22 protein-coding genes are annotated in these 25,795 nt (G+C 54.8%); 14 read left to right on the top strand and 8 right to left on the bottom strand.

Going from position 1 to position 25,795, the window contains the following annotated elements; all coding sequences use genetic code 11:
• Positions 1 to 27: 27 nt before the first annotated feature.
• The 3 genes from OGY35_RS05265 to tolC form a co-directional block, all read right to left on the bottom strand.
• Complete coding sequence (locus OGY35_RS05265) at positions 28 to 1,188, bottom strand: glutathionylspermidine synthase family protein (protein WP_152406055.1); 1,161 nt, start codon at positions 1,186 to 1,188, stop codon at positions 28 to 30.
• A gap of 5 nt (positions 1,189 to 1,193) precedes the next feature.
• Positions 1,194 to 1,859 (bottom strand): DUF1190 family protein, encoded by a 666-nt coding sequence (locus tag OGY35_RS05260; protein ID WP_046496880.1) that lies wholly within the window; start codon positions 1,857 to 1,859, stop codon positions 1,194 to 1,196.
• A 149-nt stretch (positions 1,860 to 2,008) separates the two neighbouring features.
• Positions 2,009 to 3,490, bottom strand: a complete 1,482-nt coding sequence (gene tolC / locus OGY35_RS05255; protein WP_178824897.1) for an outer membrane channel protein TolC — start codon at positions 3,488 to 3,490, stop codon at positions 2,009 to 2,011.
• A 205-nt stretch (positions 3,491 to 3,695) separates the two neighbouring features.
• Here tolC and nudF point away from each other — a divergent pair, with 205 nt between their 5' ends.
• The 5 genes from nudF to parE are packed head-to-tail and all read left to right on the top strand — an operon-like array spanning position 3,696 to position 8,100.
• Complete coding sequence (gene nudF, locus OGY35_RS05250) at positions 3,696 to 4,328, top strand: ADP-ribose diphosphatase (RefSeq protein ID WP_046496890.1); 633 nt, start codon at positions 3,696 to 3,698, stop codon at positions 4,326 to 4,328.
• The gene (locus OGY35_RS05245; protein ID WP_042324260.1) at positions 4,325 to 4,747 is read left to right on the top strand and encodes a DUF1249 family protein; all 423 of its coding nucleotides are present in this window, start codon (positions 4,325 to 4,327) and stop codon (positions 4,745 to 4,747) included. The genes nudF and OGY35_RS05245 overlap by 4 nt, the downstream gene beginning before the upstream one ends.
• A 24-nt stretch (positions 4,748 to 4,771) precedes the next feature.
• Positions 4,772 to 5,599 (top strand): 3',5'-cyclic-AMP phosphodiesterase, encoded by an 828-nt coding sequence (gene cpdA / locus OGY35_RS05240; protein ID WP_152406052.1) that lies wholly within the window; start codon positions 4,772 to 4,774, stop codon positions 5,597 to 5,599.
• The gene (gene yqiA, locus OGY35_RS05235) at positions 5,599 to 6,180 is read left to right on the top strand and encodes an esterase YqiA (protein WP_042324257.1); all 582 of its coding nucleotides are present in this window, start codon (positions 5,599 to 5,601) and stop codon (positions 6,178 to 6,180) included. Before cpdA ends, yqiA begins: the two co-directional genes overlap by 1 nt.
• Positions 6,181 to 6,207: 27 nt before the next feature.
• Entirely contained in the window at positions 6,208 to 8,100 is a 1,893-nt protein-coding gene (parE, locus tag OGY35_RS05230; RefSeq protein WP_152406051.1) for a DNA topoisomerase IV subunit B, read from the top strand.
• 47 nt (positions 8,101 to 8,147) lie between these two features.
• Here the strand turns inward: parE and OGY35_RS05225 are convergent, their stop codons facing one another.
• A complete protein-coding gene (locus tag OGY35_RS05225) occupies positions 8,148 to 8,996 on the bottom strand; it encodes a helix-turn-helix transcriptional regulator (protein ID WP_371895856.1) in 849 nt (282 codons plus the stop codon).
• Between the two features lie 171 nt (positions 8,997 to 9,167).
• Here OGY35_RS05225 and OGY35_RS05220 point away from each other — a divergent pair, with 171 nt between their 5' ends.
• The 4 genes from OGY35_RS05220 to OGY35_RS05205 all read left to right on the top strand — a co-directional run bounded on the left by OGY35_RS05220 (position 9,168) and on the right by OGY35_RS05205 (position 14,842).
• Positions 9,168 to 10,988, top strand: a complete 1,821-nt coding sequence (locus tag OGY35_RS05220; RefSeq protein ID WP_286631601.1) for a DUF2264 domain-containing protein — start codon at positions 9,168 to 9,170, stop codon at positions 10,986 to 10,988.
• Positions 10,989 to 10,998: 10 nt separating this feature from the next.
• Positions 10,999 to 12,267 carry an oligosaccharide MFS transporter gene (locus tag OGY35_RS05215; protein WP_286631600.1) on the top strand — a complete coding sequence of 423 codons (1,269 nt, stop codon included), beginning with the start codon at positions 10,999 to 11,001 and terminating at the stop codon, positions 12,265 to 12,267.
• A 23-nt stretch (positions 12,268 to 12,290) separates the two neighbouring features.
• Positions 12,291 to 13,481 carry a glycoside hydrolase family 88 protein gene (locus OGY35_RS05210; protein WP_286631599.1) on the top strand — a complete coding sequence of 397 codons (1,191 nt, stop codon included), beginning with the start codon at positions 12,291 to 12,293 and terminating at the stop codon, positions 13,479 to 13,481.
• 176 nt (positions 13,482 to 13,657) lie between these two features.
• Positions 13,658 to 14,842: an aminotransferase-like domain-containing protein gene (locus tag OGY35_RS05205; RefSeq protein WP_178823314.1), complete on the top strand. Its 1,185-nt coding sequence runs from the start codon at positions 13,658 to 13,660 to the stop codon at positions 14,840 to 14,842.
• Between the two features lie 54 nt (positions 14,843 to 14,896).
• Here the strand turns inward: OGY35_RS05205 and OGY35_RS05200 are convergent, their stop codons facing one another.
• From OGY35_RS05200 to qseB, 4 genes are all read right to left on the bottom strand, one after another.
• Positions 14,897 to 15,211: a putative quinol monooxygenase gene (locus OGY35_RS05200; protein ID WP_046496927.1), complete on the bottom strand. Its 315-nt coding sequence runs from the start codon at positions 15,209 to 15,211 to the stop codon at positions 14,897 to 14,899.
• Positions 15,212 to 15,241: 30 nt separating this feature from the next.
• Positions 15,242 to 15,823, bottom strand: coding sequence for an NAD(P)H-dependent oxidoreductase (locus OGY35_RS05195; RefSeq protein ID WP_178823310.1), 582 nt, complete (start codon positions 15,821 to 15,823; stop codon positions 15,242 to 15,244).
• 108 nt (positions 15,824 to 15,931) lie between these two features.
• Positions 15,932 to 17,281, bottom strand: coding sequence for a quorum sensing histidine kinase QseC (gene qseC / locus OGY35_RS05190; protein WP_286631761.1), 1,350 nt, complete (start codon positions 17,279 to 17,281; stop codon positions 15,932 to 15,934).
• On the bottom strand, positions 17,272 to 17,937 hold the full coding sequence (gene qseB / locus OGY35_RS05185; RefSeq protein ID WP_152406043.1) for a quorum sensing response regulator transcription factor QseB: 666 nt from the start codon (positions 17,935 to 17,937) through the stop codon (positions 17,272 to 17,274). Before qseB ends, qseC begins: the two co-directional genes overlap by 10 nt.
• 152 nt (positions 17,938 to 18,089) lie before the next feature.
• Here qseB and OGY35_RS05180 point away from each other — a divergent pair, with 152 nt between their 5' ends.
• The 5 genes from OGY35_RS05180 (at position 18,090) to OGY35_RS05160 (ending at position 25,692) form a co-directional block, all read left to right on the top strand.
• Positions 18,090 to 18,482 carry a YgiW/YdeI family stress tolerance OB fold protein gene (locus OGY35_RS05180; RefSeq protein WP_152406042.1) on the top strand — a complete coding sequence of 131 codons (393 nt, stop codon included), beginning with the start codon at positions 18,090 to 18,092 and terminating at the stop codon, positions 18,480 to 18,482.
• Between the two features lie 130 nt (positions 18,483 to 18,612).
• The gene (parC, locus tag OGY35_RS05175; RefSeq protein ID WP_286631598.1) at positions 18,613 to 20,871 is read left to right on the top strand and encodes a DNA topoisomerase IV subunit A; all 2,259 of its coding nucleotides are present in this window, start codon (positions 18,613 to 18,615) and stop codon (positions 20,869 to 20,871) included.
• 267 nt (positions 20,872 to 21,138) lie between these two features.
• Positions 21,139 to 21,876, top strand: a complete 738-nt coding sequence (plsC, locus tag OGY35_RS05170; RefSeq protein ID WP_042324229.1) for a 1-acylglycerol-3-phosphate O-acyltransferase — start codon at positions 21,139 to 21,141, stop codon at positions 21,874 to 21,876.
• A 122-nt stretch (positions 21,877 to 21,998) separates the two neighbouring features.
• Positions 21,999 to 23,411, top strand: a complete 1,413-nt coding sequence (ftsP, locus tag OGY35_RS05165; RefSeq protein ID WP_152406040.1) for a cell division protein FtsP — start codon at positions 21,999 to 22,001, stop codon at positions 23,409 to 23,411.
• A 109-nt stretch (positions 23,412 to 23,520) separates the two neighbouring features.
• Positions 23,521 to 25,692, top strand: coding sequence for a YgiQ family radical SAM protein (locus OGY35_RS05160; RefSeq protein WP_286631597.1), 2,172 nt, complete (start codon positions 23,521 to 23,523; stop codon positions 25,690 to 25,692).
• The last annotated feature ends 103 nt before the right edge of the window (positions 25,693 to 25,795 follow it).

The following is a 25,795-nucleotide window of genomic DNA, read 5'->3' as shown; positions in this document are numbered from 1 at the left end:
GGCCCGGTCACAACCGGGCCTCAGCGATCACTCAACAAAAATATGCGGGTAGAAGCGGGACAGATCCTGGGTGATCAGCGCTCTGTCTTCGCGGATGCCGATCCCGGCAGGCTGATCGTTGACTAACCAACTGCCGATCAGCACATAGCTGTCGCCAAACTTCGGCAACTGATGGAACTGCTGCACGATCATGCCTTCTTCACCATACGGCCCTTCCACCGCTTCGATCGTTTTACCGTTCTCGATGATGGAGACGTTTGCGCCTTCACGCGAGAAGATCGGTTTCACGACGAATTTTTCCATCTGCGGATAGTCGTCTTCGGCGAAATACGCGGGAAGCAGGTTCGGATGGTTTGGAAACATTTCCCACAGCAGCGGCAACAGCGCCTTATTGGAGATAATGCTCTTCCAGGCCGGCTCCAGCCAGCGCACGCCAGCGTCTTCGAGCTTGGTGGAGAACATCTCGCGCAGCATAAACTCCCACGGATAGAGCTTGAACAGGTTGGCAATCACCTGATCCTGTAGATCCGTGAACTGACCTTTTTCACCAAGTCCAATATCTTCGATATAGAGGAATTCAGTGGCTATCTCCGCCTCAGCTGCGCAATCCTGCAGATACTGAATGGTACCGCGATCCTCAACGGTATCGCGACAGCAGGTTAGATGCAGAAGCTGGAAGCCGTACTGCTCACGCAGCTCGGCGAAGCGCTCGATGAGCTTTTCCTGCAGGCTGTTAAACTGGTCGCTACCTTCCGCCAGATTGCCCGCATTGATCTGATCTTCAAGCCAGATCCACTGGAAAAACGCCGCTTCATACAGCGAGGTCGGGGTATCGGCGTTGTTCTCCAGCAGCTTCGGTTCACCAGTGCCATCCCACGCCAGATCGAGACGCGAGTAGAGCGACGGCTGATGCGTTTGCCAGGACTGACGAACAAAGCCCCAGGTGTGCTTAGGAATACGGAATTTGGTCATCAGCTCGTCGCTGGCAATCACTTTCTCGACCACCTTGAGACACATCTGGTGCAACTCGGCGGTCACATCTTCCAGCTTTTCAACCTGGGCCAGCGTGAGCTTGTAATAGGCGTCTTCACACCAGTACGGTTCGCCGTACATGGTGTGAAAATTGAAACCGTATTCAGTGGCTTTATCGCGCCAGTCCGGACGCTCGGTAATACTGACTCTTTCCATGCGTATCAGCCACCCATTGAACGCGTGGAGGTGCCGCTTGCGCTACGTTGCATGGTGCTCTGTTTGGCAACCGATTCGCCAAAGCCGCCGCGCGTCACGGTAGAGGTGGTCGCAGGTTTCGGTGCCATGGCGGTTTTAGGCACCGTCATCGTACGGCCAGGCTGCGCTGCGCCGTAGTTTTTACCGCCTGCATCGGTGTATTTACCGTAAGCCGGGCTGGCCGGGTTTTTCGAACTGAACAGCGGCTGCTGCGCAAAGCCCGCGCCGCCGCCCATCATGCGGCCCATCATATAGCCCGCCATCAGCGGCATCCAGAAACTACCGCTGGACTGCTGGGCCTGCGCTTCTGGCGCCATGCCTGCCTGAGCAGGGGCTTGCTGGCACTGGCCCTCACCGAACTCGGCGACACAATCTTCGCGAGTGGCATATTTCGGCGCGGTACGTTCCGCTTCTTTCAGCGCGTTATTGAACGCCGTGGTACATTCCGCGCTTTTGCCCGGATTGGCTGCCGAGCAGTCATCCGCATTCTGATACAGCGACACGGTTTCATCGCTTTTCTCACAACCCGCCAGCATAAACACAGCGGTAACGGCTAACGCGACAGGCGTCAGATGGCGCGCGCTCCAGCTTTTGCGGAACGAGGCGTGATGGATGGATTTTGTCCGTTTCATTTTCGTCTTTCCTGGACCCAGTGGTTAATACTGCTCAGGATAGAGGATGAGTGGTTGAAAATGAAGCGAGAAGAGGCTGGAATGCGGCCCAATGGTGAGATCTTTACGTTGCCTTACGTTCAGACGGGGCCGAAGCCCCGTCATCGCGTTTAATTACGGAACGGATTGCTACCGTTGCTGCTGGAAGAACGTGCTGACGCCGGTTGCGCGGCGGGCGCTGCTGCGTTAGCGGCATAGCCGTCGGCGTTAGCGTCCATCTGCGGGGTTTCGGGCGCGACGTGTTCCGGCGAGGTGGAAATCGGTTTGCCCAGTGTGTTGTTCAGCGCCACCAGATCCTGCTCGTTCAACGTACCCAGCGCTGACTTAATATTCAGCTGGTTGATCAGGTAGTTATAACGCGCATTCGCCAGTTGTTGCTTAGCGTTGTACAGCGTGGTGGTCGCATCCAGCACATCAACGATGGTACGTGTACCCACGGAGTAGCCCGCTTCCATCGCATCCAATGAGCTCTGGGCGGAAACAACCGCTTGTTTGTACGCGTTAATACTGCTGATTGACGCATTGATGTTATTGAAGGATGAACGTACGGTCTGCACCACGCTGCGGTGGGCGCTTTCCAGTTGCTCGCTGGCACCAACGAAGTTGTATTGTGCCTGCTTCACCTGCGAGTTAACCATTCCGCCCTGATAAATCGGCAGCGAGAAGCTCAGGCCGATTTTATTCTGGCCCATGTTGCTGTCGTCATACTGAGAGCCTGTCGCGCCACGCGTTTTAGAGCCGCTGTACGAGGTGTCAGACACGCCGGTAGAGGCGGTTAAATCCAGCGTTGGCAGGTGGCCATCCTGCGCCTGGCGAATCTGCTCACGCGCCAGATCCTGGCTCAGACGGGCCTGCAACAGCGTCAGGTTGCGGTTTTCTGCTTCTTTCAGCAGGGCGTTCACCGCCTGCGGTTTGTCGGTCTTGAAGCTGTCAACGTTCAGCGATGCCAGTTCCGGGTAGTAGTTGCCGGTGACCTGACGCAGTTCTTCTACCGCATTGTCGAGATCGTTACGGGCAGTGACTTCGTTCGCCAGCACGGTATCGTATTGCGAACGGGCGTTTTGCACGTCGGTGATTGCCACCAGACCCACGTTGAAACGCTGGGTGGTTTGATCCAACTGACGATAAATCGCCTCTTTCTGCGCCTGGGTGTAAGAGAGAACGTCAATGGCGTTCAGCACTTTAAAATAGGCGCTCGCGGTGTTGAGGATCAGCGTTTGCTGGTCCGTCTGGAAGGTCACGTCCTGAATACCCGCTGATTTTTCTTGCAGGGTCAGCGCACGCCATTTCGACATATCGAAAAGGGTCTGCGTTAATTGCAGGGACGCGCTGGTGGCGTTCGAGTTCACGCCATTAGCATCTCGATAGCCATTGCTGTAGGTGTAATCGGCACCTAAGCCCAGTTGAGGCAGTAAGGGACTACGTGCTTCGTTAATTTTTTCGAATGCAGCATCGCGATCGGCGGCGGACTTACGCAATTCCGGGTTGCTCAGGCGTGCTTGCTGATAAACTTGCATCAGGTTCTCTGCCTGGCTCAGTGTGCTGAACCCCGACAGGCTCAGGCCGATAAGGATGGGGAGCAATTTCTTCATTTGCATTCCTTGTTGTGAAGCAGTATTTAGCGCTGATCAAATTTTAAAAAATAATTGCTGATTCTAGCAGAATCCGCCACTGCAAAAAGTTGGCGTTATGTGCCATCAGGCGTTAATTTGCACCAATTTACCACAAGGTCGATGAAACGGCAGTCAAACGCCTATGATATTCACATTTAAATCATTATTGGTACAGGACGGCACAATGCGTAAATCAGGCAACTCGCCAGTAACTTTCTCCAAAAACGATGTAGAAATTATTGCACGAGAAACGCTATATCGCGGTTTTTTTTCGCTGGATCTTTATCGCTTCCGCCACCGCTTGTTCAACGGTGAAATGAGCCAGGAAGTGCGTAGAGAAATTTTTGAGCGCGGTCATGCGGCGGTCTTGCTACCCTTTGACCCTGAGCGGGACGAAGTGGTGCTGGTCGAACAGGTGCGCATCGCGGCGTATGACACCAGTGAAACGCCGTGGCTACTGGAAATGGTGGCAGGGATGATCGAAGAGGGTGAAAGCGTTGACGATGTGGCCCGCCGTGAAGCGATGGAAGAGGCTGGCATCGAGGTGAAACGGACGAAACCGGTACTCAGTTTTCTGGCAAGCCCTGGTGGCACCAGTGAGCGCTCGTCAATTATAGTGGGTGAAGTGGACGCCACGACCGCAAACGGGATTCACGGTCTGGCTGATGAAAACGAAGACATTCGGGTTCATGTGGTAAGCCGGGAACAGGCCTACCGTTGGGTTGAAGAGGGGAAAATTGATAACGCGTCTGCGGTCATCGCCCTGCAATGGCTGCAACTGCACTATAAAGAGTTAATAAACGAGTGGAAAAAATGAAGCGCTATACACCTGACTTCCCTGAAATGATGCGTCTTTGCGAAACGAACTTTTCGCAGCTGCGACGCCTGCTGCCGCGCAATGATGCGCCTGGCGAAACGGTAAGTTACCAGGTGGGCAACGCACAATATCGGTTAACGATCGTTGAATCGACCCGATACACCACGCTGGTGACCATCGAACAGACGGCGCCGACCATCACTTACTGGAGCCTGCCGTCGCTCACAGTGCGGCTCTACCATGACGCCATGGTCGCCGAAGTGTGTTCAAGTCAGCAGATCTTTCGCTTCAAAGCACGGTATGATTATCCAAATAAAAAGTTGCATCAACGCGACGAAAAGCATCAAATTAATCAGTTTCTGGCCGACTGGCTGCGATACTGTTTAGCACATGGAGCGATGGCGATTCCGGTTTACTAGCGTCGTGAAACCTAAGGACACCATTTGGAAAGCCTGTTAAACCTTTCTCTGGCTGGTGAGGCCAGGGTCAGGATCTTACAAATTACTGATACTCACCTGTTTGCCGAAAAGCACGAAACGCTGTTGGGCGTAAACACCTGGGAAAGCTACCAGGCCGTGTTGGATGCCATCCATGCCGACAGGCAGGAATACGATCTGATTGTGGCAACAGGTGATTTAGCTCAGGATCAAACCGCTGCGGCCTATCAGCATTTTGCTGAAGGCATCGCAAGCTTTCGCGCGCCTTGCGTTTGGTTGCCCGGTAACCATGACTTTCAGCCCGCGATGTACAGCGCGTTACAAGAGGCGGGGATCTCCCCGGCAAAGTGCGTCATGATTGGCGACCAGTGGCAAATCCTGCTGCTGGACAGTCAGGTCTTTGGCGTGCCTCACGGCGAACTGAGTGAATTTCAGCTCGAGTGGCTGGAGCGCAAACTGGCTGAGGCTCCTGAGCGCCACACTCTGCTGCTTCTGCATCATCACCCATTGCCTGCGGGATGCAGTTGGCTGGATCAACACAGCCTGCGTAACGCGGCAGAACTGGACAACGTGCTGGTGAATTACCCGCGCGTGAAGTATCTGCTGTGTGGGCATATTCATCAGGAACTGGATCTCGACTGGAATGGCCGCCGTCTGCTGGCGACGCCTTCTACCTGCGTCCAGTTTAAACCTCATTGTGCGAACTTTACCCTTGATAACATCGCTCCGGGCTGGCGTACGCTGGAGCTCTTTGCCGACGGTACGTTGAAAACGGACGTCTGTCGTTTGCAGGGTGCTGAGTTCCGACCTGATACCGCTTCTGAAGGCTACTGATGTCTACGCTTCTTTATCTGCACGGCTTCAATAGCTCGCCCCGTTCCGCGAAGGCCTGCCTGCTGAAAAACTGGCTGCGTGAACAGTATCCCCATGTTGAGATGATTGTGCCTCAGTTGCCGCCGTATCCGGCTGATGCCGCAGAGATGCTGGAATCTATCGTGCTGGAGCACGGCGGTGAGGCATTGGGCGTGGTGGGATCGTCGTTAGGCGGTTATTACGCCACCTGGCTATCGCAGTGTTTTATGTTGCCCGCGGTTGTCGTCAACCCGGCGGTCCGGCCATTTGAACTGTTGATCGACTACCTCGGTCAGAACGAGAACCCCTACACGGGGCAGCAATATGTGCTAGAGTCACGCCATATTTACGATCTTAAAGTCATGCAGATCGACCCGCTGGAAGCGTCGGATTTAATCTGGCTGCTGCAACAGACGGGAGATGAAGTGCTGGACTACCGCCAGGCAGTGGCGTATTACGCCTCTTGCCGCCAGACTGTTATTGAAGGTGGAAACCATGCATTCACGGGCTTCGAAGATTATTTCAACCCGATTGTCGATTTCCTTGGACTGCACAGTTGCTGACAATCATTTCGAATTGCTATTAAAACCATGACGCAAACTTATAACGCTGATGCCATTGAGGTACTCACTGGGCTTGAGCCGGTACGCCGTCGCCCAGGGATGTATACCGATACGACCCGCCCCAACCATCTTGGGCAGGAAGTGATTGATAACAGTGTGGATGAAGCACTGGCGGGCCACGCGAAACGCGTGGATGTGATTTTACATGCCGATCAATCTCTGGAAGTTATCGATGACGGTCGCGGCATGCCCGTGGACATTCATCCGGAAGAGGGCGTTCCGGCCGTTGAACTGATCCTCTGTCGGCTACACGCAGGTGGGAAGTTCTCGAACAAGAACTACCAGTTCTCCGGCGGCCTGCACGGCGTAGGGATCTCCGTGGTTAACGCCCTGTCGAAGCGCGTGGAAGTGAACGTGCGTCGTGATGGCCAGGTGTATAACATTGCGTTTGAGAACGGTGATAAGGTTCAGGATTTGCAGGTCGTTGGCACTTGCGGTAAGCGCAATACCGGCACCAGCGTCCACTTCTGGCCTGACGAAACCTTTTTCGACAGTCCGCGCTTTTCCGTCTCTCGCTTAACGCACGTACTGAAAGCCAAAGCCGTGCTGTGCCCTGGCGTTGAAATCACCTTTAAAGATGAAGTCAATAACAGCGAACAGCGCTGGTGCTATCAGGATGGTCTGAACGACTATCTGGGTGAAGCGGTAAACGGCCTGCCTACGCTGCCGGAAAAACCGTTCATCGGCAATTTTTCCGGTGACACGGAAACGGTCGACTGGGCGCTGCTGTGGCTACCGGAAGGCGGCGAACTGTTGACCGAAAGCTACGTGAACCTGATCCCGACCATGCAGGGCGGGACGCACGTGAACGGTCTGCGCCAGGGGTTGCTCGATGCGATGCGTGAGTTCTGCGAATACCGCAACATTCTGCCGCGCGGCGTGAAGCTTTCGGCAGAAGATATCTGGGATCGCTGCGCCTACGTGCTGTCGGTGAAAATGCAAGATCCGCAGTTTGCCGGACAGACCAAAGAGCGTCTGTCGTCACGTCAGTGTGCGGCATTTGTTTCCGGCGTGGTGAAAGATGCCTTCAGCCTGTGGCTGAACCAGAACGTCCAGTCAGCCGAACTGCTGGCGGAGATGGTTATTTCCAGCGCCCAGCGTCGACTGCGCGCGGCGAAGAAAGTGGTGCGTAAAAAACTGACCAGCGGTCCGGCACTGCCGGGGAAACTGGCGGACTGCACTGCACAGGATCTGAATCGTACCGAACTGTTCCTGGTGGAAGGGGACTCGGCGGGCGGTTCCGCCAAGCAGGCGCGCGATCGTGAATATCAGGCGATCATGCCGCTTAAGGGTAAGATCCTGAACACCTGGGAAGTCTCTTCTGATGAAGTGCTGGCCTCGCAGGAAGTACACGATATTTCTGTCGCGATCGGTATCGATCCGGACAGCGACGATCTGAGCCAATTACGTTACGGCAAGATCTGTATCCTGGCGGATGCGGACTCCGATGGGCTGCACATCGCCACGCTGCTCTGCGCGCTGTTTGTGCGGCATTTCCGTACGCTGGTGAAACACGGACACGTCTATGTCGCGCTGCCGCCGTTGTACCGTATCGACCTCGGCAAAGAGGTCTATTACGCGCTGACGGAAGAAGAAAAAGCGGGCGTACTGGAGCAGTTGAAGCGCAAGAAAGGCAAGCCGAACGTACAGCGCTTTAAAGGGCTGGGTGAAATGAACCCGATGCAGTTGCGCGAAACCACGCTGGATCCCAACACCCGTCGTCTGGTTCAGCTCATCATTGATGATGAGGACGATCAGCGCACCAACGCCATGATGGATATGCTGTTGGCGAAGAAACGCTCCGAAGACCGTCGTAACTGGTTGCAGGAAAAAGGCGACCTTGCGGATCTTGACGGCTAATGGTGTTGTTGTGCCGGGTGGCGTCATTCGCGCGCCCTCCGGCACTGTCATTTATGCCGTTTACGGTACTGCAACGGCGTTTCACCGATACCCTTACCAAACGCGCTGATAAAGTACGTCACCTCTGAAAATCCTACCTTGTTCGCAATCTCCCGCACGCTCGCTTCACTGTGAAGTAGCGCTTCGCAGGCTTTTCTCAAACGTAATGTATTGAGATAGTCGAGAATGCTTTCCCCGGTCTCAACATGGAAGCGCCGCGACACGTAGCTTTTCGATTTTCCCAGTTCATCTGCCAGCACGCTCAGGCTGAATTTGTGCGTGTAATTTTCATCGAGCCAGAACATCACCTGGCTGGCGATGCCGGTGGCGATTTCCTGCATACTGCACTTATCTTCAGGTAACAGGCTGAATAAGCTTAATAACAGGCAGGCAACGTGCTCGGTGTTGAGCGGCTTCAACGCCGCTATTTTCTCGTAACGACTAAAGAGGAAATCGATGTGTGCATGGATCTCACTAGCGTCGATCACCCAGGCTTCACCGCCGCGAATCGTCAGGTTTTGCAGGCGTTGCTGATTGAGCGGGAAATCACGCAGCACCTTCAATACCGCATGCGGGTCGAGATGAATAATGGTGCGTCGGTAGCTATTCTGCGCCTGCTCATCAACCATGATTTTGTGCAGGGTAAACGGTGGGAAAAAGAACATCCGCCCTGGCCGCATGGTGTACTGCTTATGATCGACCGTGACCACGCCGAAACCTTCTTCCACGTACAGCATTTCCAGACATTGATGCCAGTGGTGGTAGCGGACCGTGTTGGCAAACAGGCGACTAAACGACGCGATAGCATCGTTTAGGGTGATAAGCTCCAGACGTTCTGAATAAAGCGGTGCGTTCATGCTCATAGTGCAACAGAATTAAATTTTTACCCGGCTGATTACCTTTATAAACTCTATTTTTAAATTTTCTCAATCACCGTTTCAAAAGAATGTGTCGGGTGTGATTGAGGTAACATTTCTGCCAATGCGTGATTCACTATGCTTTAGCCACTTTATTCAGAGGGGCAGAGTATGTGGTCGGCAACTGAAGAAAAATCAAATCCATTGTCATCCCGTGAAGAGGTTACGCGTGCGGTTAACGTCATTTTGGGGGCGCTGGATAAGCAGTTTCCCGCAGGGCAGGCCCAGTTTTCACTGGGCGATACCTGTGCGCATTACAGTGCGGATATTGCCTGTATGGAAGGGCTTTCGAGAGCGCTGTGGGGGCTCTTCCCGCTGATGGCAGGAGGTGCTGAGGCCCCGTTTGCCGACAAGTACATTCAGGCGATCAGGCTGGGTACCGATCCGCAGAGTCCACACTACTGGGGCGACACCGGGCCTTACGATCAGCGTCTGGTGGAGATGGCAGCGTATGGGCTGGGTCTGGCGCTACTACAGACCCGGTTAACGGCGGCGTTCAGCCCCTCGGAACAAGAAAACCTGCATCGCTGGCTGAATCAGATAACCGATGCGCAGATGCCGGACAGCAACTGGAACTACTTTGCCATCATCGTTCAGCTCGGTTTTAAACGTGCCGGACTGCCGTTCGATCAGACGGCTATCGATCGTCGCTTTGCGCTGATGGAGGCCTACTATCTGGGTGACGGCTGGTATTCCGATGGTCCCGGACGACCCCAGGATTACTACATCTCGATGGCCTTCCATTTTTATGGCTTGCTGTATGCCACGCTGAATCCGGAAGATACCGCTCGCGCCGCCACGTTGCGCGAACGTGCCCGGCGGTTTGCCGAAGACTTTATCTATATGTCGGCAGCCGACGGGGCTTCGGTGCCGTTCGGTCGCAGCCTGACCTATCGATTTGCGATGGTCGCGTTCTGGAGTGCGGTGGCGTTTGCTGAGCTGGATGTACTCACGCCGGGCGTCATTAAAGGGGTGATCCTGCGACATTTACGCTGGTGGCAGCAACGGCCTATTTTTGATCGTGACGGGATCCTGACGTTAGGCTTCGCTTACCCAAATCTGGCGATGTGCGAGGACTACAATTCGCCCGGTTCTCCTTACTGGGCGCTGAAGGTCTTTCTGATCCTCGCGCTGCCGGAAAATCACCCGTTCTGGCTGGCAGAGGAGCAACCCCTGCCACCACTGGCGCAAACGCGCGCGATCCCGCACGCTGGACAAATTCTTCAGCACAGTGAGTATTCCGGGCTTGTCACCATGCTGACATCCGGCCAGCTGGAGCTGAATAACTACGTTAATACCGAGGCGAAATACACGAAGTTTGCCTATTCCAGCCGTTTTGGTTTCACTATTGAGCGCGGGCGTTTTGGTATCAAGCATGCGGCGTGCGATTCCATGCTGCTGTTGGCCGACGGCGATAACTACTTCCGGGGTCGCCGCGACTGCGACGAAGTCCGCGTCGATGAGCGCTTCATTTTCTCGCGCTGGTCGCCCTGGCATGACGTGACGATAGAGACCTGGCTGGTGCCGTTCGGTGAATGGCACATCCGTTTGCACCGCATCAACAGCGCGCGGGTACTGCAAACGGTGGAAGGGGGCTTTGCGGTGATGAAAGCGGAGCACCAGTTGAACGGGCGTGGATGTGTGATTGCCGCCAGCAACGGCAGCAGCACGATTGTGGATCTGTCGCCGGTGATGTCGCGCCGCCCGGACAGCATCATCACGCCGCCAAACAGCAGCATTATGTTTGCCGAATGTGCCGCGATCCCGGTGCTCTCAACAGAGATTGCGCCCGGAGAAAGCTGGCTCTGCTGTGCGGTCAGTGCATCCGGGCAACACAAAGAATACGCCGCCATTCCGCAATTGCACATTAATACTCACCGGGTCGTGATTCGCGAACCTGAATCTGCACGCCAGTTGTCGTTCTCTTTATAGCGAGGGTGGTATGAATATACGTTCACCGGGTTACCGAACGGAATACTATAAAATCAGCAGTTTTATCTTTCTCTATTTCTTTACCTGGTCGGCAAGCATCGGTTTGTTAGCGATTTGGCTGGGGCAGAAAGCACAGCTTAGCGGTACGGTAATAGGCACTGTCTTTGCCGTGAATGGTATTTTCTCGGTTATCCTGAAACCTATTTACGGCTATATTCTCGATAAAATTGGGATGAGTAAATATCTGCTCTATTTTGTCGTGGGTATGTCGGCATTAATGGCTCCCTTCTTTATTTATGTTTACCAGCCATTATTACTTTCTCAAACTTTGTTGGGGATTATTGTTGGCGCGATTTACCTGAGTTTTGCCTGGTATGCCGGCGTGGCGGCCTGTGAATCGTATTCCGATCGCTACAGCCGCCTTAACGGTATGGAATTTGGGCAGATTCGGATGTGGGGTTCACTCGGTTGGGCGGTGGCATCATCGTTCTCGGGACTGCTGTTTAACCTTTCTCCGGCTTATAACTTCATTATGGGCAGCGTGACGTCGGTGGTGATGCTGATGGTTCTGCTGAGTCTGAAGGTGAACGTCAATGGCGCCAATGCCGCTGATGTGCTGACCAAAGAGAAAATCGTCCCGGCAGATGTCTACGCTCTGCTGCGAAACCGTAAGTTCTGGGCATTCTGCCTGTATGTGGCGGGCGTTGCGTGGATGATGTTTATCGCCGAGCAGCAGTTCTCCCGCTACTTTGTGACTTTCTTCTCTGACATCCACGAAGGCAATGCGGTTTTTGGCTATCTGGGCACCGTGCAGTCGGGTATGGAATTCGTCATGTACATGGTGATCCCTTTATTTATTAATGCTATCGGTGCCAAACGCGGACTGCTGATTGTCGGCGCACTGGTAGGCGCGCGACTGGTGATTTCCGGTCTCTGCGATTCTCACCTGTTAATTTCTGTGCTTAAACCGTTATATGGTCTGGAGATCTGTTTATTACTGGTCTCGGTCTTTAAATATATCGCAGAGCATTTTGATAAACGGGTCAATGCAACCATGTATTTACTGGGATATCAGGCGATGCTGTATGTCGGCAATGTGGTGGTCTCTTCACCTGCCGGATTAATGTATGACCGTATTGGTTTTGAGAAAACCTACATCATCATGGGGATTATCGCCCTGGTCTTTACGCTTATTTCGGCATTTACCTTATCGGCATGCCAGAGTAAACGAAAAAATAATACTGCCCTTGATATCGCTGAAAATAACGCGACAAGATAATTTACGTCATAAGGAACCGAAATATGTTAAATCACATCGTTGAGGAACGCCTGTGCGCTTTTCCCGGCCGGCCGATCGATGCCGGGGCATTTCAGGATGAAATGCGCAGCGCGCGTGAACATGTCCTCGAACTGATTCGTCGTCATTTAACGGAATTCGGTGACCACTTTCCTGCCGAAACCTGTGTGAAGGGATATTACCCATTAACGGATAATGTCGAGTGGACGACCAGTTTCTGGACCGGGCAGCTATGGCTGGCCTGGGAGATGAGTGGTGAAGCGGTGTTCCGGGACATGGCGGAAAAGCACGTCCGCTCTTTTGGTCTGCGAATTGCCGGACGTCACGACACCAACACCCACGACCTGGGCTTCCTGTACACCCTTTCCTGCGTGGCGGCCTGGCGCCTGACGGGAAATCGCGATGCGCGCGGGTTTTCGCTGCTGGCAGCAGAAGCGCTGCTGGAACGTTTTCACGAGAAAGCGCAGATCATTCAGGCGTGGGGCGATCTGAGCGACCCGGAACAGGCCGGGCGGATGATCATTGACTGCAACATGAATTTGCCCCTGTTGTACTGGGCGAGCGAGCAGACTGGCGATCCGCGGTTTGCGGACGCGGCGAAGGCGCACGTCGCGCAGGCGCAGACGTATTTAATTCGTGAAGACGCGTCCACCTTCCATACCTACTACATGGATGTGCACAGCGGCGCGCCGCGCTACGGAAACACACAGCAAGGCTATGCCGATGACTCGTGCTGGTCGCGCGGTCAGGCGTGGGGTATTTATGGTTTCCTGTTGAGCTATATCTACACCGGCGACCCGCAGAAGGTGGCGCTGTCGAAAAAACTGGCCAACTACTTCCTCAATCGCCTGCCGGAAGACGCCGTCTGCCATTGGGATCTGGCGCTGGTCGGAACCGATGCGCTGCGTGATTCCTCCTCGGCGGCCATTGCGGTCTGCGGCCTGCTGGAATTGATTAAACATCTACCCGTTACCGACCCGGATCGCGAATGTTACCAGCAGTGGGCGATGGCTGTCATGTCGTCGCTAACGAAACACTATTTGATGGCGAAAGAGGAAAAGGGTAACGGTTTGCTGAAACACTCGGTGTATCACCTCTCAAGCAATAAAGGGGTGGATGAGTGTGCCAGTTGGGGAGATTACTTCTACGTGGAGGCGCTGGTGCGATTTACCCAGTGCTGGAAGCTGTACTGGTAAGCGTGAATTTCACTGTCGATCAAAAGGGTAAGCCATGGGAGCTTACCCTTTTGCCATTATGATATCTGATTGATCTTGCCAGAGAGGTCTATTAGGCTCAATCGAGGCGAGAACGCGGATTTAGGATAAGGCAACAACCGGGGATGGACGCCAAAAATACATAATAAGGAAACAGGATGAACAACACACATCTGTCTAAGAGCGTCGACGCCCTTAAACCCTCCGCTATCAGGGAATTACTCAAACATAGCAAAATGCCAGGCCTGATCTCGCTAGGCGGCGGCATTCCCAGCCCGGAACTGTTTGATAAAACAGGGCTGGAAATGGCCACACGCAACATGATGGAAAGCCAGTTTCTGAATGCGTTCCAGTACGGCCTGAGCGAAGGTTATCCGCCGCTGCGGGAAGCGATCGCTCAGTTGTGCCAGAAGCGCGGCATTCAGGCTACATCTGAAGCTATTCTGGTGACCAATGGTTCACAGCAGTCGCTGGATATTCTGGCGAGAACGCTGATCAATCCGGGCGATAAAGTGGTGCTCGAACGCCCGACGTATCTTGCCGCATTGCAGGTTCTGCAACTGTCACAGGCGGATATGCTGTCTGTTGGCACCGATAAAGACGGCATGATCGTGGACGAGCTGGAAGTGTTGCTACAGAGCAACACGATCAAGTTCGTGTATATCGTGCCGACGTTCGGTAACCCCGGCGGCGTGGTTCTGAGTGATTCCCGTCGCCAGAAGTTGGTTCAACTGGCGAAACAGCATGACTTTGCCATCATCGAGGATGATCCCTACGGCGAAATCAATTTCACCAATGAGATCTATAAAACGTTGTTCCAGCATGCCCAGGAGAGCGGGTGCTCTGAGCAGGTGATTTATACCTCGACCTTTTCCAAGATTCTGGCCCCTGGCCTGCGCGTGGGTTGGGTGGTGCTGCCGGAATGGATCAGACAAAAAGCGACCATTGTTAAACAGGCAACCGATCTGCATACCAGTGCGCATTCGCAGGCGATGGCGGCCAGCTATTTGACGTTAGGCCGTCTGGAAGATCAAATCCAGATCATTCGTCAGGCGTATCGTGAGAAGTGCAATGTGCTGGCGGATGCGATTCGCAGCGAACTGGGTGAGCATATCTCATTCCATATGCCGCAGGGGGGGATGTTCCTGTGGGGGACGTTCCGTTACGATTTCGATACCACGGCGTGGCTTTCCCGTACTTTGCAGGAAAAAGTGGTGTTCGTGCCGGGAGAGTTTTTCTTCTGCAATAATCCGGATAAACGTACGCTACGTATGTCTTTTGCTACGCCAACGGCGGATGAACTGGAAGAAGCGGTGCGGAGACTGAAAAAAGCGCTGCCCTGAGGCCGCTTTTGCCGGGTCTGACATTGATGGCGGACCCGGCACAACGCGGTATGTTTAAATACCGGATTCCAGAATACGAATATTCATATCCAGCACGTCGCCCTTAACGGCTTCGCTGTAGGCTTTCATGTGCGGGGTTTGCAGGTGCGCTTCAAGATGCGCGATGCTTTCCCACTGCTCAATCATGATGATTGAGTCAGGCGCCGTGGTCTGGAAACTCACGTTTGCCGCATGATCAACCATCGGCGCGTAGCCGTGGCAGCCCTCTTCCTTCAGTACGACAGGAACGATTTTCGCAAACTGATCCAGGACGGCCTGACGGTGATGTTGTCCCGGACGGGTACGGATTTCAGCAATAACTGTAAGCATGGTTAACTCCTTCTAATTCCAGGTTACTAGTTAACCAAAAATCGCCTGCAGATGCTCGCGATATTCTGCAACATAACGTGGTACATCCGGCATTTTAATGACGTCATTGGTAATAAAGGTCGGCAGCGCTTCCATTCCAAGGAATTGATTCGCCTTATGGAATGGCAGATAAACGCCATCGACGCCCACGCCGTGGAAGAACTGATCTTTATCGGTGAAGGCTTCCATCGGCGCGTTCCAGGTCAGGGAGAGCATGTATTTTTTCCCCTGAATCAGACCGCCGGAACCGTATTTTTTCGAGTCATCTGAGCGAGTACGACCATCGCTGGCATACAGTGTGCCGTGACCTTCGGTGAACACGTCATCAATGTATTTTTTCACAGTCCACGGCGCACCCATCCACCAACCCGGCATCTGCCAGATAACCACGTCAGCCCAGACGAAGTTCTGTACTTCTTCTTTCACGTCGTAATCGCTGTCAGCACGGACGATTTTGACGCTATGCCCGAGGTCACGCAGGGTGCCGTCAGCGACTTCCGTTAACGTGTCATTCAGTTGACCGTTAGAGTGCGCGAATTTTTTTGCGCCATTGATAATCAGGATGTTGCTCATTTTTTAGCCTCTCGGGAATGCGTTTGACGCTAATTTTACGTCAACAGGCGATTCGGTGAAATTAGCAAAATGTGCAAAGTCTTTTGCGTTCGGCGCAATAATTGACGATCACCACCGTACTGTCGCGGTAAAACCACCGTCTGGCGCATTGCCAAACGACACCGTCATTCCGTGCAGGGCGGCAATGCGGCGGACAATCGACAGGCCCAGGCCGCTGCCGGTAGCGTGTTGGCCCGGCGGGCGATAAAAGCGCTCGCCAATATGGGGCAGGACTTCTGCGGTGACGCCGGGGCCGTTATCTCTGACGGTAAACTGTCTGGCGTCAAGCGTAACATCAACCACACTGCCTTTCGGGCTGTAGCGGATGGCGTTATCCAGCAGATTTCGCACCAGCAGACTGAGCAGCAGCGGTTGTCCGGTGCGCGTCACATTGCGAGCATTGATCTGCAAACGCACATCAATATGCGCCTGCTGCGCGGGTTGCCAGATGTCCATCACCGCGGACTGAAGGAGCTCTTCAAGAGAAAGTGTGGCGACATCCTGCAGGTTATCCAGCGAGTCGAGACGAGAAAGCGTCAGGAGTTGGTCGACCAGGCGCGTGGCGCGATCGATACCCGTATGGAGTTGCATCAGGGCTTTCTGCCGCGCCAGCGGATCGTCATCAGAAAGTTGCGCCACCTCCGTCTGGACTTTCAGCGCCGTTAACGGACTGCGCAGTTCGTGAGCGGCATCTGACGTAAAGCGTCGCTCGCGTACCATCATGTTATGGGTGCGGGTAAAAAGCTGGTTGAGCGATTCGACCAGCGGGCGCACCTCACTCGGAACGCCATGTGAACTGAGCGGTTCGCTGGATTGTGGATCGCGCAGTCGCAACGCCTGTGCCAGCTTTTTCAGCGGCATGAGCTCCCGATGCAACAACATAATCAGTATCAACAGCATCAGCGGCAGGGCGATAAGCCAGGGGACCAGTTGCGCCGTCACAATCTCCAGCGCCATGTCTTCACGATATTCCCACTCCTGGCCGACCACGATGCGGTACTTACCATCGGCGGAGGTCAGCCAGATAAAACGCCATTTGTCGTCATCGCCGTTGAGTTGGCCGTCATCAAATCCTTCCCGACGGTAGCTATAGGGGATGTTCTGACCATTGTCGCCATCGTGCAGCACCATCTTGCCGTCCGTGGTATAGACGGCAAAGGTCAGCACGTCATCATCAACGTGGCCGTGCTTGAATTTCTTCGGCGTATGCGCCATCCGTTCGGTGGCGTGCAGTTCATTGATATCAAGCGTAATCAGGCGCTTGGCGAAGAGCATCAACTGAGTATCAAACAGTTCATCGACGTTATCGGTCGTCTTCTTCCAGGCGACAAAACTTGATGCCGCCCAGGTAATGGCTGCCAGAATCAGAAAGATGAGGGTAAGCCTGACGCGCAGGCTGAGTTGCCGGGTCACGATGATGCCTCACCAAGCGTATAGCCAATGCCGTGAACGGTGCGAATAAAATTGCTGCCCAGTTTGCGCCGCAGATGGTGAACATGCACTTCAACGGCATTGCTGGTGACCTCTTCGTCCCAGTTATACAGCTTCTCTTCGATGAGCTTGCGCGGCAACACGCGCCCGGCATTGCGCATCAGCAACTCCAGCAGCGCGAACTCTTTTGGCTTGAGTATGAGCGGCTCACCCGCCAGCGTCGCGACCCGATCGCCGGGCGTTAAGGTCACCAGCCCGTGGCGCAGTTCGCTGCTGGCCTGACCGCTGGCACGGCGCATCAGCGCATCCAGCCTGGCAGCGACCTCAATCAGCGCAAAGGGCTTACACAGATAATCATCTGCCCCGAGGCGAAGTCCTTCCACACGCTCGGCCAGTGCGTCGCGTGCGGTGAGGATCAGCACCGGTTCACGCTTTCCCTGTTCACGCCAGTCGCGCAGAATATCGCGTCCGTCCATCCCCGGCAGCGTGAGGTCGAGGATCACCGCATCATAAGGTGCGCTGTAGAGCGCTTCTTTTCCCTGACGACCTTCCGTAAACCAGTCGACGCTAAAGCCCATTTTACTCAACCCGGTTTTAATGCCGTCGCCAATTAACGCATCATCTTCAATCAGTAAAATTCGCATCGTTTCATCCTTGCGCCCGTCGCCATAGCGGCAAGTAAACCGCGATGTCGCACGCGATGTACAGTAAAAATGAGACTTTTTTTTGCCTTAAGAACTCGTTAAGGATTAGCCTGTTTAATGGATATCAAGTGACATCAAAGGGAGAAATGATCATGAAAAAACTGGCTACAATTGTTGCCGTTATGGCGCTCTGCTCTGCACCGGTTTTGGCCGCGCAGCAGGGTGGTTTTTCTGGCCCGTCCGCGACACAAACGCAGAGCGGCGGCTTCCAGGGACCAAACGGCAGTAGCACGACGGTAGAAAGTGCGAAATCCTTGCGTGATGACACCTGGGTGACGCTGCGTGGCAACATCGTTGAACGTATTTCCGATGACCTCTATCTGTTTAAAGACGCGACAGGCACCATCAATGTCGATATCGACCACAAACGCTGGAACGGCGTGACGGTCACCCCGCAGGATACCGTTGAAATTCAGGGTGAAGTGGACAAAGACTGGAATTCCGTTGAAATTGACGTGAAGCAAATCAGTAAAGTCAGCAAATAATCCCCGTCAGGGCCGCGTTCGCGGCCCTTTTCTTTGTGACTCAACGCGTCAGATAAGGTAGTATCTGCGGCAATATTGCCTGAAAAGATACCGGGTATCTGGCGGGCTTACAGTTGAGGAATCACGATTAATGAGCGATATGGCAGAGCGCCTTGCGCTGCATGAATTCACGGAAAACGCCTATCTGAATTACTCCATGTACGTCATCATGGACAGGGCGTTGCCGTTTATTGGTGATGGTCTGAAACCCGTTCAGCGCCGCATCGTCTATGCGATGTCAGAGCTGGGGTTGAACGCCAGCGCTAAATTTAAAAAATCCGCCCGTACCGTTGGCGACGTGTTGGGTAAATACCACCCGCACGGGGACAGCGCCTGCTATGAGGCCATGGTGCTGATGGCGCAGCCGTTCTCTTACCGTTATCCGCTGGTCGATGGTCAGGGGAACTGGGGGGCGCCTGACGATCCGAAGTCCTTCGCCGCGATGCGTTATACCGAATCCCGCCTGTCAAAATACGCTGAGCTGCTGCTGAGCGAACTCGGACAGGGAACCGCTGACTGGGTGCCAAACTTCGACGGGACGATGCAGGAGCCGAAAATGCTGCCCGCGCGTCTGCCGAATATCCTGCTTAACGGCACAACCGGTATCGCGGTCGGCATGGCGACGGATATTCCGCCGCACAACCTGCGCGAAGTGGCGAAAGCTGCGATCACCTTGATTGAACAGCCGAAAACGACGCTGGACGAGCTGCTGGATATTGTCCACGGCCCGGACTACCCGACTGAAGCGGAAATCATTACCCCGCGCGCTGAAATTCGTAAGATTTATGAGAATGGACGCGGCTCCGTGCGCATGCGCGCGGTGTGGAAGAAAGAAGACGGCGCGGTGGTGATTACTGCGCTGCCGCACCAGGTTTCCGGCGCGCGCGTGCTGGAGCAAATCGCGGCCCAGATGCGCAATAAAAAGCTGCCGATGGTTGACGATCTGCGCGATGAGTCAGACCACGAAAACCCGACTCGTCTGGTGGTGGTGCCGCGTTCCAACCGCGTGGACATGGAGCAGGTGATGAACCACCTGTTTGCCACCACCGATCTGGAAAAGAGCTACCGCATTAACCTCAATATGATCGGTCTTGACGGGCGTCCGGCGGTGAAAAACCTGCTGGAGATCCTCACCGAATGGCTGGCGTTCCGTCGTGATACCGTGCGCCGTCGCCTGAACTATCGTCTGGAGAAAGTCCTCAAACGCCTGCATATCCTGGAAGGTTTGCTGGTGGCGTTTCTCAATATCGACGAAGTCATTGAGATCATCCGTACGGAAGATGAGCCGAAGCCAGCGCTGATGTCGCGTTTTGGTATCACCGAAACGCAGGCCGAAGCAATCCTCGAACTGAAATTGCGTCATCTCGCCAAACTGGAAGAGATGAAGATTCGCGGTGAGCAGGATGAGCTGGCGAAAGAGCGCGATCAGCTGCAGGCGATTCTCGCCTCTGAACGCAAAATGAATACCCTGCTGAAGAAAGAGTTGCAGGCGGATGCCGACGCCTATGGTGACGACCGTCGCTCACCGCTGCGCGAGCGCGAAGAAGCGAAAGCGATGAGCGAACACGACATGCTGCCGTCTGAGCCGGTGACGATCGTGCTGTCGCAGATGGGCTGGGTGCGTAGCGCCAAAGGTCACGACATCGACGCGCAGGGGCTGAACTACAAAGCGGGCGACAGCTTTAAAGCGGCAGTGAAAGGCAAGAGCAACCAGCCGGTGGTGTTTATCGATACCACCGGGCGCAGTTACGCCATTGACCCGATCACGCTGCCGTCGGCGCGCGGTCAGGGTGAGCCGTTGACCGGTAAACTGACGCTACCGCCGGGCGCGACCGTTGAGCATATGCTGATGGAAGGCGATGAGCAGAAACTGTTGATGGCATCAAATGCGGGTTACGGTTTCGTCTGTACGTTCAACGATCTGGTGGCGCGTAACCGTGCCGGTAAGACGCTCATTACGCTTCCGGAAAATGCCCGCGTTATGCCGCCGGTGGTGATTGAAGATGAAACGGACATGCTGCTGGCGATTACCCAGGCTGGACGTATGCTGATGTTCCCGGTCAGCGATCTGCCGCAGTTGTCGAAAGGTAAAGGGAACAAGATAATCAACATTCCGTCCGCAGAAGCGGCGCGGGGTGATGACGCGCTGGCGCTGCTCTATGTGCTGCCGCCGCAAAGCACGCTGACCATTCACGTCGGGAAACGCAAAATTAAGCTGCGTCCTGAAGAGTTGCAGAAAGTGGCCGGCGAACGTGGTCGTCGCGGGACGTTGATGCGCGGTTTGCAGCGCATCGATCGCATCGACATTGATTCGCCGCGTCGTGCCGGCAGTGGTGACAGCGAAGAGTAATTTGCGTGAAATGCCGGATGGCGGCTTTGCCTTCTCCGGCCTACGCAGATGCCCCTTGTGGACCGGATAAAACGTGTGCGTCGTTATCCTGTCCACAAGGGACGTGCCATTCGTTCCTGCCGGATTACAGTAAAATTTCCCGTAAAACCGTTGTTTATTCGTGAGTCGCGATTAACAATACAGTTTTCCAGAGAGCCACATTAACAATACCCTAACCTGATAGCAGGTGACGTAGAATCCCGGGCTCTTAGGCCTTCAGAGGTTGTTATGCTATTTATTTTTCGACTTATTATTACCGTTATCTATTCCATTCTGGTTTGTGTTTTCGGTTCTCTTTACTGCTTACTCAGCCCGCGTAACCCAAAACACGTCGCGACATTCGGGCACATGTTTGGTCGTCTGTCGCCGGTGTTCGGCTTGAAAGTTGAGTGCCGTAAACCCGCGGATGCGGAAAGCTACGGTAACGCTATCTACATCGCTAACCATCAGAATAACTACGATATGGTGACCGCCGCGAATATCGTGCAGCCGCCAACCGTGACCGTTGGGAAGAAAAGCCTGCTGTGGATCCCATTTTTTGGTCAACTGTACTGGCTGACGGGAAACCTGTTGATCGACCGTAATAACCGTGCAAAAGCGCACGGCACGATTGCCGAAGTGGTGAACCATTTTAAAAAGCGTCGTATCTCCATCTGGATGTTTCCGGAAGGCACTCGCAGCCGGGGCCGTGGTCTGCTGCCGTTTAAAACCGGGGCTTTTCATGCCGCGATTGCTGCTGGCGTCCCGATTATTCCGGTGTGCGTTTCCAATACCTCGAATAAAATTAACCTGAATCGCCTGAAGAATGGTCTGGTGATTGTGGAAATGCTGCCGCCGGTGGACACCAGTCAGTATGGTAAAGATCAGGTTCGTGAACTGGCCGCGCACTGCCGCTCGTTGATGGAACAAAAGATTGCTGAACTTGATCAGGAAGTCGCCGAGCGCGAAGCCGCCGGGAAAGTTTGATTCAGCGATAAATGCTTACTCATTCGCGCTGCAAGCTAACGCACATGCAGCCTGGAGTATGACGAGTTTTTGCAGGAAACGAGTTCCTGCCCGTAATTTAGCCAGTTTTACATGGAGCTTATATGTCATTCAGTCGGCGTCAGTTCATTCAGGCATCGGGGATCGCGCTGTGTGCCGGTGCTGTTCCGCTGAGGGCCAATGCTGCCGGTCAGCAACAGCCGCTGCCCGTTCCGCCGCTACTGGAATCCCGCCGGGGCCAGCCGCTGTTTATGACGCTGCAGCGTTCGCACTGGTCATTTACCCAGGGCACGCGTGCGCCGGTCTGGGGCATTAACGGGCGTTACCTCGGACCGACGATCCGCGTCTGGAAAGGGGATGACGTTAAGCTTATCTACAGTAACCGTCTGGCGGAAAATGTCTCTATGACTATCGCCGGTTTGCAGGTTCCGGGTCCGCTGATGGGCGGTCCGGCTCGCATGATGTCGCCAAACGCAGACTGGGCACCCGTGCTGCCCATCCGTCAGAACGCCGCCACGCTGTGGTATCACGCCAATACGCCGAACCGTACCGCTCAGCAGGTTTACAACGGCCTGGCCGGGATGTGGCTGGTCGAAGATGAGGTGAGTAAATCGCTGCCGATCCCGAATCATTACGGCGTCGACGACTTCCCTATCATTATTCAGGACAAGCGACTGGATAACTTTGGCACGCCGGAGTACAGCGAACCCGGCAGCGGTGGTTTTGTCGGTGATACGCTGTTGGTCAACGGGGTGCAAAGTCCTTATGTCGAGGTATCCCGCGGCTGGGTGCGCCTGCGTCTGCTGAATGCCTCTAACTCCCGGCGTTACCAGCTGCAAATGAGCGACGGTCGCGCGCTGCATGTCATCTCCGGCGATCAGGGCTTTTTGCCCGCGCCGGTGTCGGTAAAACAGCTGTCGCTGGCGCCCGGCGAGCGCCGTGAAATTCTGGTCGATATGACCAATGGTGATGAAGTGTCGATTACCTGCGGTGAAGCGGCGAGCATCGTTGACCGGATCCGCGGTTTCTTTGAACCGTCGAGCATTCTGGTTTCCACGCTGGTGTTAACGCTGCGCCCAACCGGCCTGCTGCCGTTGGTGACCGACAGCCTGCCGATGCGTCTGCTGCCGACCGAGATCATGAGCGGTACGCCGATTCGCAGTCGCGATATCAGCCTGGGCGACGATCCGGGTATCAACGGCCAGTTATGGGACGTCAACCGCATTGATATCACCGCGCAGCAGGGCTCCTGGGAACGCTGGACGGTGCGTGCCGATATGCCGCAGTCGTTCCACATCGAAGGGGTGTCGTTCCTCGTGCGTAACGTCAACGGTGCGATGCCGTTCCCGGAAGACAGGGGCTGGAAAGATACCGTCTGGGTGGATGGGCAGGTAGAGCTGCTGGTCTGGTACGGACAGCCGTCCTGGGCGCATTTCCCGTTCTACTTCAACAGCCAGACGCTGGAAATGGCGGACCGCGGTTCTATTGGGCAGATTCTGGTGAATCCAGCGGCGTAATCCTCCTCTCTCTCGCTGATACGCGAGAGAGATTATCCTTCGATTTCTCTTTCGTTCCGGCATATAATCGCCGGCCTTTGATTATTTTTTTACCATTTTTGGAAGCACTATGAGCGCAATATCCCTGATCCAGCCAGACAGAGATCTCTTCTCCTGGCCTCAGTACTGGGCGGCCTGTTTTGGTCCCGCTCCTTTTTTGCCGATGTCACGCGACGAAATGGATCAACTTGGCTGGGATAGCTGCGACATTATTTTGGTTACCGGTGACGCCTATGTCGATCACCCGAGTTTCGGTATGGCGATTTGCGGTCGTATGCTGGAATCGCAGGGCTTCCGTGTTGGCATCATTGCGCAGCCGGACTGGAACAGCAAAGACGATTTCATGCGTCTGGGCAAACCGAACCTGTTCTTCGGCGTAACCGCTGGCAATATGGACTCGATGATCAACCGCTACACTGCCGATCGCCGCCTGCGCCATGACGATGCTTATACCCCGGATAACGTAGCGGGCAAGCGCCCGGATCGTGCCACGCTGGTTTATACCCAGCGCTGCAAAGAGGCGTGGAAAGATGTGCCGGTGATCCTTGGCGGCATTGAAGCGAGCCTGCGCCGTACCGCGCATTATGATTACTGGTCCGATACCGTGCGCCGTTCCGTGCTGGTGGATTCCAAAGCCGACATGCTGATGTTCGGCAACGGCGAGCGTCCGCTGGTGGAAGTGGCGCACCGTCTGGCGATGGGCGAAACCATCAACCAGATCCGCGACGTGCGTAATACCGCGGTTATGGTGAAAGACGCGCTGCCAGGCTGGAGCGGCGTCGATTCTACGCGTCTGGATACGCCGGGGAAAATCGACCCGATCCCGCATCCGTATGGCGAAGATTTGCCGTGCGCCGACAACAAACCGGTCGCGCCGAAAAAGCAGGAAGCGAAAGCCGTTACCGTGCAGCCTGCGCGTCCGAAGCCGTGGGAAAAGACCTACGTTCTGCTACCGTCCTTTGAAAAAGTGAAGGGCGACAAAGTGCTGTATGCGCACGCCTCGCGGATCCTGCACCATGAAACCAACCCAGGCTGCGCGCGTGCGCTGATGCAAAAGCATGGCGATCGCTACATCTGGATCAACCCGCCGGCGATCCCGCTGTCAACCGAAGAGATGGACAGCGTCTTTGCCCTGCCGTATAAGCGCGTGCCGCACCCGGCATATGGCAACAGCCGCATTCCGGCCTATGAGATGATTCGCTTCTCTGTCAACATTATGCGCGGCTGCTTTGGCGGGTGCTCGTTCTGTTCGATCACCGAGCATGAAGGGCGCATTATTCAGAGCCGCTCTGAAGACTCGATCATTAATGAGATCGAAGCGATCCGCGATACCGTTCCGGGCTTCACCGGCGTGATCTCCGATCTCGGTGGTCCGACGGCCAACATGTACATGCTGCGCTGCAAGTCGCCGCGTGCGGAACAGACCTGCCGTCGCCTGTCGTGCGTCTATCCGGATATCTGTCCGCATATGGATACCAATCACGAGCCGACGATCAACCTTTATCGCCGTGCGCGTGACCTGAAAGGCATCAAGAAGATCCTGATCGCTTCCGGTGTGCGTTACGACATCGCGGTCGAAGACCCGCGCTATATCAAAGAGCTGGCGAGTCATCACGTCGGGGGGTATCTGAAGATTGCGCCTGAGCATACCGAAGAAGGGCCGCTGTCGAAGATGATGAAGCCGGGCATGGGCAGCTATGACCGCTTTAAGGAACTGTTCGATCTCTACTCGAAGCAGGCAGGGAAAGAGCAGTATCTGATCCCGTATTTCATCTCCGCGCACCCGGGGACGCGTGACGAAGATATGGTGAATCTGGCGCTGTGGCTGAAGAAACATCGCTTCCGTCTCGATCAGGTGCAGAACTTCTATCCGTCGCCGCTGGCAAACTCGACCACCATGTATTACACCGGCAAAAACCCGCTGGGTAAAATTGGCTATAAGAGTGAAGATGTGGTGGTGCCGAAGGGCGATAAGCAGCGTCGTCTGCATAAAGCGCTGCTGCGTTACCACGATCCGGCAAACTGGCCAACGATCCGTCAGGCGCTGGAAGAGATGGGTAAAAAGCATCTGATTGGCGGACGCCGCGAGTGCCTGGTGCCTGCACCAACGCTGGAAGAGATGCGCGAAGCGCGTCGCCAGAACCGTAATACCCGTCCGGCGCTGACCAAGCACACGCCGGTAGCGCATCAGCGTCAGACACCGGCCGCCAACAAAAAGCGGGCAAAAGTCGCCGGGCGATAATGCGATTGCCCGGTAACGTCAAACTTACCGGGTCGGTTACACCGTTTGATAAATGTGGCTGCTGATGCAGCCATTTTTTCATCTGTAGTGGGCAAACAGTATC

The organism is Citrobacter sp. Ct235, assembly GCF_030332305.1.
GTDB classification, from domain to species: domain Bacteria; phylum Pseudomonadota; class Gammaproteobacteria; order Enterobacterales; family Enterobacteriaceae; genus Citrobacter_A; species Citrobacter_A telavivensis.
Note: the sequence above shows the minus strand (reverse complement) of the source record. Positions and strands in the feature narration are given on the sequence as shown.

Coding starts and splice junctions, on each gene's coding strand:
- OGY35_RS05205 (WP_178823314.1), top strand. CDS start 13,658: ATGAACAACACACATCTGTCTAAGAGCGTCGACGCCCTTAAACCCTCC.
- OGY35_RS05160 (WP_286631597.1), top strand. CDS start 23,521: ATGAGCGCAATATCCCTGATCCAGCCAGACAGAGATCTCTTCTCCTGG.
- OGY35_RS05180 (WP_152406042.1), top strand. CDS start 18,090: ATGAAAAAACTGGCTACAATTGTTGCCGTTATGGCGCTCTGCTCTGCA.
- OGY35_RS05200 (WP_046496927.1), bottom strand. CDS start 15,211: ATGCTTACAGTTATTGCTGAAATCCGTACCCGTCCGGGACAACATCAC.
- parC (WP_286631598.1), top strand. CDS start 18,613: ATGAGCGATATGGCAGAGCGCCTTGCGCTGCATGAATTCACGGAAAAC.
- OGY35_RS05215 (WP_286631600.1), top strand. CDS start 10,999: ATGAATATACGTTCACCGGGTTACCGAACGGAATACTATAAAATCAGC.
- OGY35_RS05225 (WP_371895856.1), bottom strand. CDS start 8,996: ATGAACGCACCGCTTTATTCAGAACGTCTGGAGCTTATCACCCTAAAC.
- OGY35_RS05195 (WP_178823310.1), bottom strand. CDS start 15,823: ATGAGCAACATCCTGATTATCAATGGCGCAAAAAAATTCGCGCACTCT.
- parE (WP_152406051.1), top strand. CDS start 6,208: ATGACGCAAACTTATAACGCTGATGCCATTGAGGTACTCACTGGGCTT.
- OGY35_RS05210 (WP_286631599.1), top strand. CDS start 12,291: ATGTTAAATCACATCGTTGAGGAACGCCTGTGCGCTTTTCCCGGCCGG.
- nudF (WP_046496890.1), top strand. CDS start 3,696: ATGCGTAAATCAGGCAACTCGCCAGTAACTTTCTCCAAAAACGATGTA.
- qseB (WP_152406043.1), bottom strand. CDS start 17,937: ATGCGAATTTTACTGATTGAAGATGATGCGTTAATTGGCGACGGCATT.
- plsC (WP_042324229.1), top strand. CDS start 21,139: ATGCTATTTATTTTTCGACTTATTATTACCGTTATCTATTCCATTCTG.
- OGY35_RS05265 (WP_152406055.1), bottom strand. CDS start 1,188: ATGGAAAGAGTCAGTATTACCGAGCGTCCGGACTGGCGCGATAAAGCC.
- OGY35_RS05260 (WP_046496880.1), bottom strand. CDS start 1,859: ATGAAACGGACAAAATCCATCCATCACGCCTCGTTCCGCAAAAGCTGG.
- OGY35_RS05220 (WP_286631601.1), top strand. CDS start 9,168: ATGTGGTCGGCAACTGAAGAAAAATCAAATCCATTGTCATCCCGTGAA.
- OGY35_RS05245 (WP_042324260.1), top strand. CDS start 4,325: ATGAAGCGCTATACACCTGACTTCCCTGAAATGATGCGTCTTTGCGAA.
- ftsP (WP_152406040.1), top strand. CDS start 21,999: ATGTCATTCAGTCGGCGTCAGTTCATTCAGGCATCGGGGATCGCGCTG.
- yqiA (WP_042324257.1), top strand. CDS start 5,599: ATGTCTACGCTTCTTTATCTGCACGGCTTCAATAGCTCGCCCCGTTCC.
- tolC (WP_178824897.1), bottom strand. CDS start 3,490: ATGAAGAAATTGCTCCCCATCCTTATCGGCCTGAGCCTGTCGGGGTTC.